Source organism: Bacillus sp. MAG717A (assembly GCF_036884855.1).
Lineage (GTDB): Bacteria > Bacillota > Bacilli > Bacillales > Bacillaceae > Bacillus > Bacillus safensis.
Map to the genome: position 1 here is coordinate 459,188 of NZ_CP145733.1, position 13,604 is coordinate 472,791.

Here is a 13,604-nt window from a genome sequence, read left to right on the forward strand (position 1 = left end):
GCCAAAGAATTATATATCATTCTTTTGTTATACTATCAAGCAGGAGGCGGTTTAGATGAATTTCTATATTACATATGGAACAGCAGATTTTTTGCATAAAATCGCAAAAAAACACCATCTGGAAAATCTGCTTTATATGGTTGGGAAAGAACAAGCAGCTCTTTTTCATGAAACGGAGGGTGAGACTGTATTTAAAGCCCCTCATGCCTATAATGTGATTTATGCGAAAGGCGAGCTTGTCCAATCCGGTTTCGTCACCTTGAATCATATCCCTGTTAAGCTTGAAAGCAGAGCACTGTTTGAATCCACCTTTCAGAAAAAGACGAACATCTCAGAACATCAGCGCGGCTTCCAGGCTATTCGCGTTTTAAGACCTCAAAAAGATGAAGAAGTTTATTTGATTTTGACACTTTGGGAATCAGAGGAATTATTTCAAGACTTTCAAGAATCAGAAGCATTCTTTCAGCCACACGAGGATACAGGCTCCATTTTCTCTCGTCCGGCTTACATCACATCCTACCATGCCGTCACAGACAATTAAGGAAGTGCTGCTCTCAGCACTTCTTTTTTTCATGAAAAAAAGCCCAATCGCTGGGCTCTTCATTTTATGAGCTTGATTTCAGCTCGTACCTATGGATGATCGGCTGAAGCACATAAAAATTTAGCAATATCCAACCTAATAAGATCGGCCATTTCAACATAGGTGAAGCACCTTTCAATTGAATCAGCAGCACCAATAGTGGAATCAAGCAGATCATGAAAAAACTCATTTTTGAGACAAATGTTTCTTTGATTTGATGCCGGCAGCTTGGACACATCATCATTTTCGTATGTGATAAATGGAATTTTTCGACGAAAGAAAATGTTTTTGAACAATTTGGACAGCTTCCCAACGCTACTCCTCCCTTTCCCTGCTTCATATCAACTTCGACTTTTATGTAAAATGACCTTTTGATACTGACCACGAAATCCTCTTCTGTTGAAAGATTCTAACAATTACCATACAATCAGTAAAAGAGCATGAAGGAGGTTTTCGATTCAATGACAATATCCACTTTACAAAAAAGCATCAATGAACGTCTTGATGAACATTATGAGGAAATGGTTGAAATTAGACGCCATCTCCATATGAATCCTGAACTTTCTTTTCAGGAAGAAGAAACAGCCGCTTTCATCGCCAGCTACTATGATACATTACAAATCCCTACGCGCACTAAGGTGGGCGGTCATGGCGTACTCGCTTTTATTGAAGGAGCTTCTCCGGGACCAACCATTGCCCTCAGAGCTGATTTTGATGCACTTCCCATCCACGATGAAAAAGATGTACCTTACAAATCAACAAAGCCTGGTGTGATGCATGCGTGCGGTCACGATGGGCATACTGCGACACTTCTTGTATTAGCAAAAATCTTGCATACGCATCGTGATCAATTAAAAGGAAAGATCGTCCTCATTCATCAGCATGCGGAGGAATATGCTCCCGGCGGTGCAAAACCAATGATTGAAGACGGCTGTTTAGACGGTGTCGATGTGATATTCGGTACGCACCTTTGGTCTTCAGAGCCTTGTGGCACGATTCTTTATAAAAGCGGGAACTTTATGGCAGCGGCCGATCGTTTCTCCATTCAAGTCCAAGGGAAAGGCGGACACGGCGCCCAGCCTCATTTAACAAAAGATGCCGTACTCATCGGTTCACAAATCGTCGCAAGCCTGCAGCAAGTCGTTGCCCGAAAAGTCAATCCGATTGATTCTGCTGTTGTTTCTGTTGGAGGTTTTGTAGCGGAGAATGCCTTTAACGTTATTGCAGATTCAGCTGTTTTAACTGGTACTGCACGATCCTTTGAAGAAAGTGCACGGCATATCATCGAACGAGAAATTGAACAGGTGGTAAAAGGGGTATGTCAGATGCATGATGCTGCCTACACATATGAATACGTAAGAGGATACCCTGCTGTCAAAAACCATCCAAAGCAGACTGAATATATAGCTGGCATCGCAAACCAGACAGAAGGTGTAACAGAAGTAAAAGAAGCGGAAACCCAAATGGGCGGAGAAGACTTTGCTTACTACCTTCAGCATGTCCCTGGCACCTTCTTCTACACAGGCGCCATGCCGGAAAACAGCCAGGACGTGTATCCACATCATCATCCAAAGTTTGATATCAACGAAAAAGCAATGCCTGTCGCAGCAAAGGTACTCGCTAACGCCGTTCTTTCCTACAATGAATAAAAAAAGCCGCTGTCCTCAGCGGCTTTTCTAATTCATATCTTTCAATATTCGCAAGTGAAACACATGGCGTGCGACCTCTCCGAGCTGTCCTGTCAGCTGATGATTTGCCACGCCGCCAACAGCGGCTCCGACGACCGGCATTAATTGAAACAGCTTCACAAGATCAATATAATCTCGATACTCCTGCTGAAAGCTGTACCAATCCATTTCCTCTCGGCTCGTTTCCCAATCATTTATGATCTTCATCATTTTTTGACGATGTGCACTGCTGGAAAAAGCGAGTTGAAATATACAGAGCAAAAAGAGTCTTTCCTCTTTTTGAGATAAATCAAAGCCGTAAATACACGCCAGCTCATAAAGGCATTTCATCTTTATGCTCAGCAGCAGCGGAAAATCTGCCATCCCGAGGAATAAACCGCCTGCACCTGTTCCAACCCCTTCTACGGCCGCCGCCTTTTGGTAATACTTCACTTTATCCTTTGCCAGTTCATTTCGTTCTAGAATAGATAATTGTTCATCAATCACTGAAAATGAAGTGAAGTGTGATCCTGATACGGTCGACTCAACCATTGTTTTGACTGCACTTGTGATGACTTGATGAAACCTGGCAGGAATACGGCGGTTCACCTGCTGCTGAACTCCTTTTGAAAACCGTTCGATCTTTGAAGGTTTTCTTAAAAAACGTGTTTGAAAAAGAATGGCTTCTTCATACAATTCCCGTTCAGCTGCATTCATCCTGTCCCCTCCTTGATGTCATCTTACGCTCGCTGTAAAAACATATTTCTTCTTATCTCATCTTTTTTAACCTGCTTTGTACGTAAGGCTTAAAGAGGACAAGCACAAATGCTAAAGAAATGAGAAAGGCAAGTCCGCTTCCCTGCCAGCCTCCTGCTGGAAGTACCGCACAGCTCAGCAATATCGATTGGATGATGAGCACATTACGGACGAGAACAAAAAAGCTTCGATCCTTTTCTTTTTGAGAAACTGGATAAAGTGCCTGTAATGAAAGATGAGCAAAGTGCTTCGTTAATGGCACAAGCTGTACACCTGTGATAAATACTGTGAACAAGACAAGCAACGCACCCACCCAGCCTGCTGCACCTGTATACAAAATAATCAGGACAAAGACGGCCGTTAATCTAAACACCAGACCAAAATAGTCATTTGAGCGTACAAACGCCCTCACATACATATAAGAAAAAGTTTTACGCTGATCGTAAGGAACAAACTTCAACATCCAGTCCATGTATGCTCTTCTTTTCACCTGTTTCTTTAAGTGAGGCACATCGGTAAATAAGTTTGCCAAACGATAAAAGCGCTGCTTCCGTTTTAATTCATCAGAAATATGCATTTCCCATTGAAAAGGCTGTTTTTTCACCGCATTTGTTAAGAAGACGAGATAGACACCATAGATAAGATAAAAAACGATTGCAAGCACATAGGTTGCCTGTAAGACGGTGTAGATCAACATCATATTTAATAGAAAACGAAGGGCTGCATCGAGCCATCTCACGTGTTTTCCTTGAAAATAAGTCATTCTCCATTGAATAGCTGTATTCAAGCCCTTTATCAAAATCATTTGCGCCAATATCAGCACATACACCGTGATGTCTCCTGAAGACACTGCCGAATAAAGCGGAAGGGCGACAATGGATACAGCAATGAGAGGAAACAGCTGAGAAATAAAGCTAAAGTTAAAAGCTTGTTTTAAATAAGGCTCCATCTTCCCTTCTAAAGGAAGCAAAAACACGAGATCAGCTTCTTTAATCAACGTACGTACGTATGAGCTTGTAAGTACTAATGAGAAAACAACTGCCATCACCCAGTAGGATGGGAAGTGAGCCGGAATCTGTTTGAGCCAGCTGCTGTACCAGCTTGCTCCTCCTGCAAGGAAAAAAATGAGCACAATGACAAGATGATCGTTGAACATGTATTTTAAGTATTTTCTTGTTTCTTGTATGTGTTCCTCTAATCTTGATTTCCAAATAGTAAGCGTTGTTTTACTCATAGCTTTCTTCCTTTGTTAATTCCAGATAAAGATCATCGAGTGTCGCATCTCTCATATTGAACTGTTCTCTCAGCTCTGCCAGTGTTCCTTTCGCTCTGATTTCCCCTTCGTGCAAAATAATGAAGGAATCACAATAGCGCTCAGCTGTCGCTAAAATATGCGTTGACATCAGGACACTAGCCCCGCTTTTCTTCGCAGCATTCATCCGTTCAAGCAGTGCATTGATCGCAAGAGGATCAAGCCCTAAAAACGGTTCATCGATGATATACAGCTCTGGTTCCACAAGGAATGCACACATAATCATGACCTTCTGCTTCATTCCTTTTGAAAAATGAGCAGGGAACCATTTCAGCCGTTTCTCCATCCGAAATTCTTTCAGCAACGACGGCAGCCTTTCGTCTAATTGTTCTTTCGATAGACCGTAAGCCATCGCTGTCAGCTCTAAATGTTCTTTTAACGTTAATTCTTCATATAAAACAGGTGTCTCAGGAATAAATGTAAATTGTGAACGATACGCCTCTTGGTCGTCTTGAAGGGTTCGTCCATTCAATTCAATGACACCTTTATGCGGTTTCATGAGCCCGATAATATGGCGGATGGTGGTACTTTTTCCCGCCCCGTTTAAGCCAATGAGACCAACAATTTGATTTCTTTCTAATTCAAATGAAATATTTTTTAGAACGGGATTCTTCGTATATCCACCCGTTACATCTTTTACAGTGAGAAGGGACATGAATTCGTTCCTTTCTTTCTTTTTTCCTTTATAGTAACAAAAACGAATGATAATTTGAAATGTTTACCTATAGACGAGTCATGAATAAAAAATAGGCGCTATGGTCATCATAATGTATGTAGAAGAAATGAACTTGATGACCAATAAGTAAATGAGGTGTTTGTTAAAGGCAAAGAACCGCATGACAAGTTGGTTTTTCATCTAAAAACCTTAGCTTCTGTTTTGCTTCACTGATTCTTGATTTTTGTGTCCTATACAATATGTATAAGACAAACCAAAACGTCAAATGAGGTGTTTACGGCAGAAATAGCAGGCATATGAATTCTTTATTTTAGTAAATAGAGAATTCAAAAGGCATATCGAATGAAAGCATCAGCATTTCTTCTGCAGGAGCAGGATGAGCGACCAAAGGAGTTCGCTTGTCCTGTTTTCTTTTTTGCTTCTTTTTGTGATACGATAAAGGAAAAATAATGAGGAGTGACATGGCGTGAGCGACTGCATTTTTTGCAAGATCATTGATGGAGACATTCCATGTGCAAAAGTATATGAAGACGAGCATGTATTGGCTTTTCTTGATATCAGCCAAGTAACAAAAGGACATACCCTTGTAATCCCGAAAATACATAAAGAAAATATCTATGAGATGACACCAGAAGTGTCTAATCACTACTTCCAAGCGATTCCGAAAATTGCAAGGGCGATCAAACAGGAATTTGAACCAATCGGGTTAAATCTCCTGAACAATAACGGTGAAAAAGCCGGACAATCGGTGTTCCATTACCATATGCATATCATTCCGCGCTACGGCAAAGGCGATGGCTTTGGTGCCGTATGGAAATCACATCAAGATCAATACACGTCAGAGGATTTAAAAGTCATTTCTTCTGCCATCCACACGCGGCTTACCTCATCTTAACAGATGAGGTTCAGCATGTAGACAAACCCTCGCATTCGGTGTCAGGTCTGCGTGCCGGTGCTCACGAATGTCAAATTCGCTCCGCTCCGGTACTCGTCCTTCCTAGACTTCAAAGGTTTTCTATCACGCTGAAAAGAAGACAAAGGGCTAAAATAAAGATCATTTTAGCCCTTTGTCAACAATCTGTACCTCATCTTAACAGATGAGGTTTTTCTTATTTTCGCCCCTTTTCATCGCTTTCACCTCTTAATAGTAAGATATTTTGAACGATTCAAATTTTTTGACCAAATGCTTCAAATTTGTGATAGGATGGTTTTATCTTTTGATCCATTAACGCGAGAAATAGGGAGAGATTGTGATGAAGCGAACGACGAATTTTAATGCTGGTCCGGCGGCACTGCCGCTAGAAGTGCTTCAAAAAGCACAGGAAGAACTTGTTGATTTTAAACAAACTGGTATGTCTGTGATGGAGCTTTCTCATCGCAGCGGTGAATATGAAGAAGTCCACAATAAAGCAAAAGCGCTTTTGGTGGAACTGATGGACATTCCAGAAGATTATGAAGTCCTCTTTTTACAAGGCGGAGCTAGTCTTCAATTTGCGATGATTCCTATGAACTTCTTACATGAAGGCGAAACAGCTCATTTCATTCAAACAGGCGCTTGGTCAGAAAAAGCATTGTCAGAAGCAAAAGGGGTTGGTCAGACATCTGTGCTTGCTTCAAGTGAAGATGACAACTACTCGTATATTCCAGAAGTAGATGCTTCCGGTTTAACAGATGGTGCTTACTTACACATCACATCGAACAATACAATCTTCGGCACTCAGTGGAAAACGTTCCCGAACACGTCACTCCCGCTCATTGCGGATATGTCCAGTGATATTCTCAGTAAAAAAATAGACGTTTCTTCATTTGATTTCATCTATGCCGGGGCACAAAAAAACCTAGGGCCTTCAGGTATCACGATTGTGATTGCGCGCAAACGTTTATTAGAAAAAGAGAAAAGCAGCACGCCGAAAATATTAAAATATTCAACACACGCAAAAGCCAATTCTCTTTATCATACACCACCGACTTTTGCGATTTATATGCTGTCACTTGTCCTCGAGCATGTCAAACATGCTGGCGGTGTAGAAGCAGCGGAAAAACGCAATGAACAAAAAGCAGGCATTCTCTATGATACAATTGATCAAAGCGGCGGTTTTTATCAAGGACATGCGCGTGCTGACAGCCGTTCGCATATGAATGTCACCTTTACTCTTCGCGATGATGCACTTACTTCTTCCTTTGTGGAAAATGCAAAACAAGAGCAAATGGTTGGACTTGCCGGCCACCGTTCTGTCGGTGGATGCAGAGCATCTATTTACAATGCGGTCTCAATTGAAGACTGCCAAAAGCTTGCGGACTTTATGAAAAAGTTCCAGCAAGAAAATGAGTAAAAAGGCTTTTCTATAGGGAAATAAATTTGTTATAATAACGAGAAATATAAAGTCATGACTCTTGCAATAAATGATGAGCCATATTATTGGAGAGTCCTATAAGAGCTTAGCAGAGGAGAGCATAGAAATGAAAACAAAAGAATTAGTGATTATGTCATTGCTTGCAGCAATGGGAGCTGTTTTGCATACGATTTTCCCGCCCATCTTCTTCGGAATGAAACCTGATATGATGCTGGTCATGATGTTTTTAAGCATCATCCTTTTCCCAAAGGTTCAGCATGTCGTCGTGATTGCGCTAGTGACTGGTGTCATTTCTGCATTAACAACGGGATTCCCAGGCGGACAAATTCCGAATATGATTGATAAGCCAGTGACAGCCTTTATCTTCCTAGCCCTTTTCTTATCTTGCTTGAAGGTAAAGAACAAAGTGGTGCTGACCGCTGTGTTAACTGCGATTGGAACCATCGTATCCGGCGTGATTTTCTTATCTGCCGCTTTACTGATCACAGGACTGCCAGCTGCATTACCGGCACTTCTTGTAGGCGTCGTCCTGCCAGCAGCCGTGATTAATACCATCGCTATGGTATTTGTCTTCCCAATTGCTCAGTCCATTCTGAGACGTGCAAGAATGATAGAAGTTGCTTAACGAATAACCGAACCTCTTCATCATAGATGAAGAGGTTTTTTCATGCTTTTATAAAAGAAAAAGGGTCAGCAGCAAAATGAGGAGCGAAATCCCTGCACCTGCCGCACACACAAGTGCTTTTTGCTTTAAGACATGTTTTGGCGGATAAGACCCTGCATACCCAAGCTGTCTTGCATAATGAATAGAACCACCTGTAAAAACGATGACGATACACATAAAAACGAACAGAAAGACAGACAACCTTCTCCCCTCCCTTTTCTTCAAAAGTATGCTAAAATAAAGCAAGCTATGTATGGAAGTTCAATGAAGCTGATCGTCAGCTCAGAGAGAACATGCGAATGTGTAAAATTTGACTAGAGGTGATTTGAATGGCTAGTGGACGTTCTTTATTAACAGGATTATTTGTAGGCGGTCTCCTCGGAGGTGCGGCAGTGCTCCTGACGACTCCCTCTTCTGGCAGAGATGTGCGCGGAAAAGTGAAAGATGGCTATGACAAATTCGAAGATACGCTGACAAAATTAAAAAGAGATGGACAAGCTTTAAAAGAGCAAATTGTGGAAACAGCAAAAGAAAGTGCAGAGGTGATTAAAGAAGTCGGGTCTGAATTGCAAACATCGATTCAGCAATGGCGCGAAGAAATCAAACCTCATCAGCAGGACTTACAAAAGGAAATTCAGGAAATTGAGGAAAAGCTCAAACAACTGGAGAAAACCTTACAAAACTAATATACTCACAAAAAAATATTCGTTTACAAAAGTGTGCGGGGTGCGTATCCCGCACTTTTTTTGTTGAAAAAAGGTTATTTTGTCAATGTTTTTCATGACTTTTAAAAATTCTTGAATTTTCAGCTTTATTAATCTTTATTTTATTGGCATAATAGAATTACAAGAAAAAGAGAAGTAGGTGAAATGGATGAATCATTCGGAACAGCCTTTCGATGTAAAAGAAGCACTTTTATTCAGTCAAAGAATGGCCCAATTGAGCAAAGCTCTTTGGAAATCCATTGAAAAGGACTGGCAGCAGTGGATCAAACCGTATAACCTAAATATCAATGAACATCATATTTTGTGGATTGCGTATCAATTAAAAGGAGCTTCAATATCAGAAATTGCAAAGTTTGGCGTCATGCATGTATCAACGGCGTTTAACTTCTCCAAGAAACTGGAGGAACGAGGATTTTTAAAATTTTCTAAAAAGTTAAACGATAAACGCAATACGTATATTGAGCTAACGCCAAAAGGCGAAGAGACATTCCATAAACTACTCGAAGATTATGACCCGGCCCGAACTGGTATTGTCAAAGGCGCACAGCCGCTACATGACATTTACGGAAAGTTCCCTGAGATTTTAGAAATGATGTGTATTATCCGAAACATTTATGGTGAGGATTTCATGGAGATTTTTGAGAAATCGTTTTCAAACATTGAGAAGGACTTTTTAAATGAGCGAGGAAAAGTCACGAAAAAGACTGAGGAACTTGAAGGGGCAGCAGAAAAAGCGGCTAAAACAAATCAAATTGTTTAATGATCTTTATAAATTCATTCATTAGCGGCTGAAAGAGCCCTTGATCATGCAAAGCAAATATCGTCTCATGAACATCCAGCTTTTCAATTAACTGTCCCGCAAAGAGCGCAAGGAGATCGTCAAACATGACGTAGCCTTGTGCTTTTTGCTTATCCATTTCCTCTGAAAGCTCAGCACAAATACGCTCAATTTCCTCTGCCTCTTCTTTCGATACACGCTGCCTGATCAATAACGAATAATATGGATAACGGCTCATATCGGTTGCCGTCAATAAAAGTTCCATATAATATTCAAGCTGGCTCATTCGTTCCTCAATACTCATGTACGTTCCCTCTTTCTCTTAGTCCTTCTATTTTAGCCGAAATTACTCATTGACGAAAGAGACGAACCTCCTCCTTCTGTTCTTTTTTTCTTGAAAAATCCAAAGTTTCCTCTCTTTATTCCATATGAAGGCAGCATTTTATTTTTTTTCATCAAAACCATTGATTTTTATCCTCAGGAAGAGTAAATTATCTGGAGATATTCAATTCGATTTTTAGATTGGAAGGATGAAAAATGAATTGTTGGAAGACCATTAATCTTGAAAAGGATTATGGTTATACGAGAATGATGATTTCAGCCATAAGTCTTGCTATCCTTTTTTTCATTATGGCATTTTTATGTTTTCAACTGACTCATCCTGAAACGAGGCTAAGCAGCCATAACGCACCGCTTTTTGCTGTGCTCTTACTTGTGACATTGCTTGTCCACCGTGTGGTTCACTTGATCCCAGTGATGAAAAATAAGAAAAAAATGACGCTATTTATGAAACGAAATTGCTGGCAGCGCGTGCCTAAGAAAGTGATGCTTTTTTCACTTCTCAGCCCGTTTTGTGTCATCTCACCGGTTTACTTTGTGTTAGGCGTGGCGTTTCCTATGTACGCACACTATTTTATCATCATCGCAAGTATACATGCAGGCTATTGTTTGCCTGACTTTTTATTTGCATGGAAGCTGCTCAAAGCACCTAAATCCTGCATCATCGATCAAGCTCAAGACGAGTTTGATATATTAGTTGACCAAACTTCCTCATCATGAGGTTTTTAAAGCCAACTTCTATCTTTTTCATAAAAAATTTGGTAATGTAGTATGGGAATAGCATAGAGAGGGGGGATCTCCGATAGTTTTATTTTACTTCATCGTCTTTGCCGCGTTTATTGTGTATTCAATAAACAGGCTTACTAATACATTATGCCTTGTCAGAGAGATTCCTGAAGAACGGCAAGATAAGGTGTTTCGCTTTATCAATGTATCGATACTGATCTTACTTATCTCATCATTTGTTGAAATTACCATTTCCATTTAAGATCAAAGCAAAAGCTGCCAGTTTGAGGGCAGCTTTTTGTGTATATTTTAATTAACAAATCCAAGATGCACCGATGATGATCAATAAGATGAATAATACGACGACTAGTGCAAAACCGCCAGCAAAGACTTCTCCTCCCATGTGAAAACACCTCCTGCCAGTTCTTCCTCTGTTCTAAGCTCAGTGTATGCAGAAAAATAAAAAACGTTTAGGCACCTGTCATCGTTTGAAAAAAGAACCGCCCTCACGCACGGCAGGACGGCTCCCATCTGTCACAGCGATTTAATTAGTAAAGATATGCTGCACCAACGATGATCAGCAAAATGAATAGCACGACCAATAAAGCAAACCCATTAGAATATCCTGCTCCCATATAATTCAGCCTCCTTTTTGTGATCACTATATGTGTATGTCGCGTGCAATTTTTTGACTAGACGAATGCCCTTCCATTTGCATTTCTTTTTACAGCATGTCACAATATGTTATGATACAAGCAATGATAAATAAATTGGAAAGATTAGGAGTGTTTTTTGAATGAAAAAAATGGCTTTAGCAGCTGTAACAGCAGTAAGTGTTTTAACTCTTGGCGCATGCAGTAGCGGCGATAAAGATGTAATCGCCACAACAAAATCAGGAGATGTCACAAAAGGAGAACTCTATACAACTCTTAAGAAACAAGCAGGTGGCGATGCTCTAAACCTACTTGTTCAACAAAAGGTTCTTGCTGACAAATACAAAGTATCCGATAAAGAAATCGATAAGAAATTGGAAGAATATAAAAAGACACTTGGTGAAGATCGTTTAAAACAGCTTCAAGATGAATTCGGTAAAGATTACATCAAAGATCAAGTGAAATATGAGCTGCTGACTCAAAAGGCTGCCAAAGCTAACATCAAAATCACTGATAAAGAAGTAAAAGCGTATTACGATGACCTTAAAGGGAAAATCCGCGCAAGCCACATTTTAGTAGCTGATAAGAAAACAGCTGACGAAGTGGAAAAGAAATTAGATAAAGGTGAAAAATGGGATGCCCTTGTCTCTGAATATTCAACTGATACTGCTTCAGCTGCACAAGGCGGCGATGTAGGCTGGTTCGCAAAAGAAGGCCAAATGGACGAGAACTTCAGTAAGGCTGCTTTCAAACTAAAAGTAAATGAAATCAGTAAGCCAGTAAAATCCCAATTCGGCTACCATATCATTAAAAAGACCGAAGAACGCGGTAAATATGATGACATGAAAGCCGACTTGAAAAAAGAACTGCTTGACCAAAAACAAGCAGACACAAATGAAATCCAAAACACCTTAAACAAATTAGTAAAAGATGCTGATGTGAAAGTAAAAGATAAAGAGCTTGAAAAAACGTTCAAAGAAAAATCTGAACAACCTGCACAAAATCAACAGCCTCAACAGTAATCACAAAAAACCCCTCTGCCATCATCGTGCAGAGGGGTTTTTGTATGACCAGATTAAGCAATCGAATGATCTTCATGTGCCGCAGTATCCTGTGATCTTTTCACCTGCTGATCCTGACGTCTGCGCTCTCTTTCCTGTTCCATTCGCTCGATAAAAATTTCTCCTTCCTTTTCAATAAAGGATTGATCAATTTCTTGCTCCTCTTTGGCTGTTGTCATTAATTTATACGCACAGAAAATAATGCCGATGATACAGGCATACACCCACCACGGAAAAAACAACATTTTTTCATCGCCTCCTTTTCTTAAGGACATTCCTCTCTTCCTTTGTGTTACATGCTTATGCGAAAAGAAGACAAGTTATGAAAAAAACGCCCGCATAAACGGACGTTTTGACATGATTATTCGTGATGGAAGGTTGGTTTATAAAACGAACGATTCTCAAGTGCAAAAATACGTTCTGTATATTCTCCTGGTTTCACATGCTCAAGCGCACGATCCATCATGTTCATTTTCGCATCTAAATTATCAATATAGTGGAGAATTTCAGCCTCTTTCACCATTGGTGGTTTCGGGCTGCCCCACTCTCCTTTTCCATGATGACTTAGGACTAAGTGCTGTAAAATGAGAATTTCTTCTGAATCAATGCTAAGCTCTTCTGCCGCTTTCGCAATTTCTGTCACCATAATGGAAATGTGGCCAATTAAATTCCCTTCCACTGTATATGTGGTAGAGACTGGACCTGAAAGCTCTTTTACTTTCCCTAAATCATGAAGGATAATGCCTGAATATAAAAGATCACGATCTAGTGATGGATATAGGTCAACAATTGATTTTGCTAAATGCAGCATGGACACAACGTGGTAAGCGAGTCCAGAGACAAATTCGTGATGATTTTTTGTCGCTGCTGGATAATCAGCAAATTCCTGTCCATATTTCTTCAGCAAATGCCTTGTAACACGCTGAATATTAGGGTTTTTCATATCAAAGATATATTGCATAATCGTATCCATCATATCGTGTTTTGGAATAGGAGCTGTTTCGAGAAAATCATCAATTCGAATTTGCTCGTTTTCAGCAACAGGGCGTATATTCCTAAGCTTCAGCTGATTCCTCCCGCGATAATGATGAATGTCGCCTACTACCTTCACGATGGTTTGCGGGCCATAGGTGATTTCATCATTCTGCTTTGCATCCCATAGTTTCGCCTCGATATCTCCACTTTGATCTTGAAGAATGAGCGTTAAAAATGGTTTGCCATTACTTGCAATCCCTTTAGTAGATGATTTAATTAATAAATGCAGGTCAACTTGTTCGCCGACATCATAGGTCATGATCCCTTTAGCCATTCAA

Annotated in this window: 20 protein-coding genes; 10 read left to right on the forward strand and 10 right to left on the reverse strand. The window is 40.3% G+C overall.

Features of this window, described 5'->3' with window-relative positions:
* Positions 1-55 precede the first annotated feature (55 nt).
* The gene (locus tag V6Z54_RS02420) at positions 56-541 is read left to right on the forward strand and encodes an antibiotic biosynthesis monooxygenase (protein WP_041089679.1); all 486 of its coding nucleotides are present in this window, start codon (positions 56-58) and stop codon (positions 539-541) included.
* Positions 542-605: 64 nt separating this feature from the next.
* On the opposite strand, the gene V6Z54_RS02425 is transcribed toward V6Z54_RS02420, so the two are convergent.
* A complete protein-coding gene (locus tag V6Z54_RS02425; protein WP_226015057.1) occupies positions 606-893 on the reverse strand; it encodes a hypothetical protein in 288 nt (95 codons plus the stop codon).
* A gap of 148 nt (positions 894-1,041) precedes the next feature.
* On the opposite strand from V6Z54_RS02425, the gene V6Z54_RS02430 reads away from it, so the two are divergent.
* A complete protein-coding gene (locus V6Z54_RS02430) occupies positions 1,042-2,229 on the forward strand; it encodes a M20 family metallopeptidase (RefSeq protein ID WP_041089677.1) in 1,188 nt (395 codons plus the stop codon).
* A 27-nt stretch (positions 2,230-2,256) separates the two neighbouring features.
* Here V6Z54_RS02430 and V6Z54_RS02435 read toward each other — a convergent pair whose 3' ends face one another.
* Genes V6Z54_RS02435 through V6Z54_RS02445 form a run of 3 tightly spaced genes read right to left on the reverse strand, consistent with a single transcriptional unit; the run spans position 2,257 to position 4,970 of the window.
* A complete protein-coding gene (locus tag V6Z54_RS02435) occupies positions 2,257-2,964 on the reverse strand; it encodes an EcsC family protein (RefSeq protein ID WP_041089675.1) in 708 nt (235 codons plus the stop codon).
* Between the two features lie 52 nt (positions 2,965-3,016).
* Positions 3,017-4,237 (reverse strand): ABC transporter permease, encoded by a 1,221-nt coding sequence (locus tag V6Z54_RS02440; RefSeq protein ID WP_073979227.1) that lies wholly within the window; start codon positions 4,235-4,237, stop codon positions 3,017-3,019.
* A complete protein-coding gene (locus V6Z54_RS02445; protein WP_073979228.1) occupies positions 4,230-4,970 on the reverse strand; it encodes an ABC transporter ATP-binding protein in 741 nt (246 codons plus the stop codon). The genes V6Z54_RS02440 and V6Z54_RS02445 overlap by 8 nt, the downstream gene beginning before the upstream one ends.
* A 487-nt stretch (positions 4,971-5,457) precedes the next feature.
* On the opposite strand from V6Z54_RS02445, the gene V6Z54_RS02450 reads away from it, so the two are divergent.
* The 3 genes from V6Z54_RS02450 to V6Z54_RS02460 all read left to right on the forward strand — a co-directional run bounded on the left by V6Z54_RS02450 (position 5,458) and on the right by V6Z54_RS02460 (position 7,970).
* Positions 5,458-5,886 carry an HIT family protein gene (locus V6Z54_RS02450; protein WP_338527664.1) on the forward strand — a complete coding sequence of 143 codons (429 nt, stop codon included), beginning with the start codon at positions 5,458-5,460 and terminating at the stop codon, positions 5,884-5,886.
* A gap of 358 nt (positions 5,887-6,244) precedes the next feature.
* Positions 6,245-7,324 carry a 3-phosphoserine/phosphohydroxythreonine transaminase gene (gene serC, locus V6Z54_RS02455; protein ID WP_269104011.1) on the forward strand — a complete coding sequence of 360 codons (1,080 nt, stop codon included), beginning with the start codon at positions 6,245-6,247 and terminating at the stop codon, positions 7,322-7,324.
* Positions 7,325-7,451: 127 nt separating this feature from the next.
* Positions 7,452-7,970: a tryptophan transporter gene (locus V6Z54_RS02460; protein WP_041089665.1), complete on the forward strand. Its 519-nt coding sequence runs from the start codon at positions 7,452-7,454 to the stop codon at positions 7,968-7,970.
* A gap of 48 nt (positions 7,971-8,018) precedes the next feature.
* On the opposite strand, the gene V6Z54_RS02465 is transcribed toward V6Z54_RS02460, so the two are convergent.
* A complete protein-coding gene (locus tag V6Z54_RS02465) occupies positions 8,019-8,210 on the reverse strand; it encodes a hypothetical protein (RefSeq protein ID WP_024425454.1) in 192 nt (63 codons plus the stop codon).
* A 128-nt stretch (positions 8,211-8,338) separates the two neighbouring features.
* Between V6Z54_RS02465 and V6Z54_RS02470 the strand changes: the two genes are divergently transcribed.
* Positions 8,339-8,695: a YtxH domain-containing protein gene (locus tag V6Z54_RS02470; protein WP_024425453.1), complete on the forward strand. Its 357-nt coding sequence runs from the start codon at positions 8,339-8,341 to the stop codon at positions 8,693-8,695.
* A gap of 187 nt (positions 8,696-8,882) precedes the next feature.
* Positions 8,883-9,494 (forward strand): HTH-type transcriptional regulator Hpr, encoded by a 612-nt coding sequence (locus tag V6Z54_RS02475; protein WP_041089663.1) that lies wholly within the window; start codon positions 8,883-8,885, stop codon positions 9,492-9,494.
* Here V6Z54_RS02475 and V6Z54_RS02480 read toward each other — a convergent pair.
* A complete protein-coding gene (locus tag V6Z54_RS02480) occupies positions 9,472-9,816 on the reverse strand; it encodes a YhaI family protein (RefSeq protein ID WP_041089661.1) in 345 nt (114 codons plus the stop codon). The genes V6Z54_RS02475 and V6Z54_RS02480 overlap by 23 nt on opposite strands.
* A 233-nt stretch (positions 9,817-10,049) precedes the next feature.
* Here V6Z54_RS02480 and V6Z54_RS02485 point away from each other — a divergent pair, with 233 nt between their 5' ends.
* Both V6Z54_RS02485 and V6Z54_RS02490 read left to right on the forward strand, forming a co-directional pair.
* Complete coding sequence (locus V6Z54_RS02485; protein WP_039177576.1) at positions 10,050-10,571, forward strand: DUF3267 domain-containing protein; 522 nt, start codon at positions 10,050-10,052, stop codon at positions 10,569-10,571.
* An 82-nt stretch (positions 10,572-10,653) separates the two neighbouring features.
* Complete coding sequence (locus V6Z54_RS02490) at positions 10,654-10,839, forward strand: hypothetical protein (RefSeq protein ID WP_072368131.1); 186 nt, start codon at positions 10,654-10,656, stop codon at positions 10,837-10,839.
* A 51-nt stretch (positions 10,840-10,890) separates the two neighbouring features.
* Here V6Z54_RS02490 and V6Z54_RS02495 read toward each other — a convergent pair whose 3' ends face one another.
* A complete protein-coding gene (locus tag V6Z54_RS02495; RefSeq protein WP_017360317.1) occupies positions 10,891-10,980 on the reverse strand; it encodes a YjcZ family sporulation protein in 90 nt (29 codons plus the stop codon).
* A gap of 145 nt (positions 10,981-11,125) precedes the next feature.
* A complete protein-coding gene (locus tag V6Z54_RS02500) occupies positions 11,126-11,212 on the reverse strand; it encodes a YjcZ family sporulation protein (RefSeq protein WP_008361129.1) in 87 nt (28 codons plus the stop codon).
* A 161-nt stretch (positions 11,213-11,373) separates the two neighbouring features.
* Between V6Z54_RS02500 and V6Z54_RS02505 the strand changes: the two genes are divergently transcribed.
* Entirely contained in the window at positions 11,374-12,252 is an 879-nt protein-coding gene (locus tag V6Z54_RS02505) for a peptidylprolyl isomerase (RefSeq protein ID WP_041089657.1), read from the forward strand.
* A gap of 53 nt (positions 12,253-12,305) precedes the next feature.
* Here the strand turns inward: V6Z54_RS02505 and V6Z54_RS02510 are convergent, their stop codons facing one another.
* The gene (locus V6Z54_RS02510; protein WP_041089925.1) at positions 12,306-12,536 is read right to left on the reverse strand and encodes a sporulation YhaL family protein; all 231 of its coding nucleotides are present in this window, start codon (positions 12,534-12,536) and stop codon (positions 12,306-12,308) included.
* 116 nt (positions 12,537-12,652) lie between these two features.
* Complete coding sequence (gene yhaM, locus V6Z54_RS02515; RefSeq protein ID WP_024425447.1) at positions 12,653-13,600, reverse strand: 3'-5' exoribonuclease YhaM; 948 nt, start codon at positions 13,598-13,600, stop codon at positions 12,653-12,655.
* Positions 13,601-13,604: the final 4 nt, after the last annotated feature.

Bases quoted from the DNA above. Each gene is read 5' to 3' on its own strand.
- V6Z54_RS02485 (WP_039177576.1), top strand. From the start codon at position 10,050: ATGAATTGTTGGAAGACCATTAATCTTGAAAAGGATTATGGTTATACG.
- V6Z54_RS02495 (WP_017360317.1), bottom strand. From the start codon at position 10,980: ATGGGAGGAGAAGTCTTTGCTGGCGGTTTTGCACTAGTCGTCGTATTA.
- V6Z54_RS02430 (WP_041089677.1), top strand. From the start codon at position 1,042: ATGACAATATCCACTTTACAAAAAAGCATCAATGAACGTCTTGATGAA.
- V6Z54_RS02480 (WP_041089661.1), bottom strand. From the start codon at position 9,816: ATGAGTATTGAGGAACGAATGAGCCAGCTTGAATATTATATGGAACTT.
- V6Z54_RS02445 (WP_073979228.1), bottom strand. From the start codon at position 4,970: ATGTCCCTTCTCACTGTAAAAGATGTAACGGGTGGATATACGAAGAAT.
- V6Z54_RS02460 (WP_041089665.1), top strand. From the start codon at position 7,452: ATGAAAACAAAAGAATTAGTGATTATGTCATTGCTTGCAGCAATGGGA.
- V6Z54_RS02470 (WP_024425453.1), top strand. From the start codon at position 8,339: ATGGCTAGTGGACGTTCTTTATTAACAGGATTATTTGTAGGCGGTCTC.
- V6Z54_RS02420 (WP_041089679.1), top strand. From the start codon at position 56: ATGAATTTCTATATTACATATGGAACAGCAGATTTTTTGCATAAAATC.
- serC (WP_269104011.1), top strand. From the start codon at position 6,245: ATGAAGCGAACGACGAATTTTAATGCTGGTCCGGCGGCACTGCCGCTA.
- V6Z54_RS02500 (WP_008361129.1), bottom strand. From the start codon at position 11,212: ATGGGAGCAGGATATTCTAATGGGTTTGCTTTATTGGTCGTGCTATTC.
- yhaM (WP_024425447.1), bottom strand. From the start codon at position 13,600: ATGGCTAAAGGGATCATGACCTATGATGTCGGCGAACAAGTTGACCTG.
- V6Z54_RS02510 (WP_041089925.1), bottom strand. From the start codon at position 12,536: ATGTTGTTTTTTCCGTGGTGGGTGTATGCCTGTATCATCGGCATTATT.
- V6Z54_RS02435 (WP_041089675.1), bottom strand. From the start codon at position 2,964: ATGAATGCAGCTGAACGGGAATTGTATGAAGAAGCCATTCTTTTTCAA.
- V6Z54_RS02505 (WP_041089657.1), top strand. From the start codon at position 11,374: ATGAAAAAAATGGCTTTAGCAGCTGTAACAGCAGTAAGTGTTTTAACT.
- V6Z54_RS02475 (WP_041089663.1), top strand. From the start codon at position 8,883: ATGAATCATTCGGAACAGCCTTTCGATGTAAAAGAAGCACTTTTATTC.
- V6Z54_RS02440 (WP_073979227.1), bottom strand. From the start codon at position 4,237: ATGAGTAAAACAACGCTTACTATTTGGAAATCAAGATTAGAGGAACAC.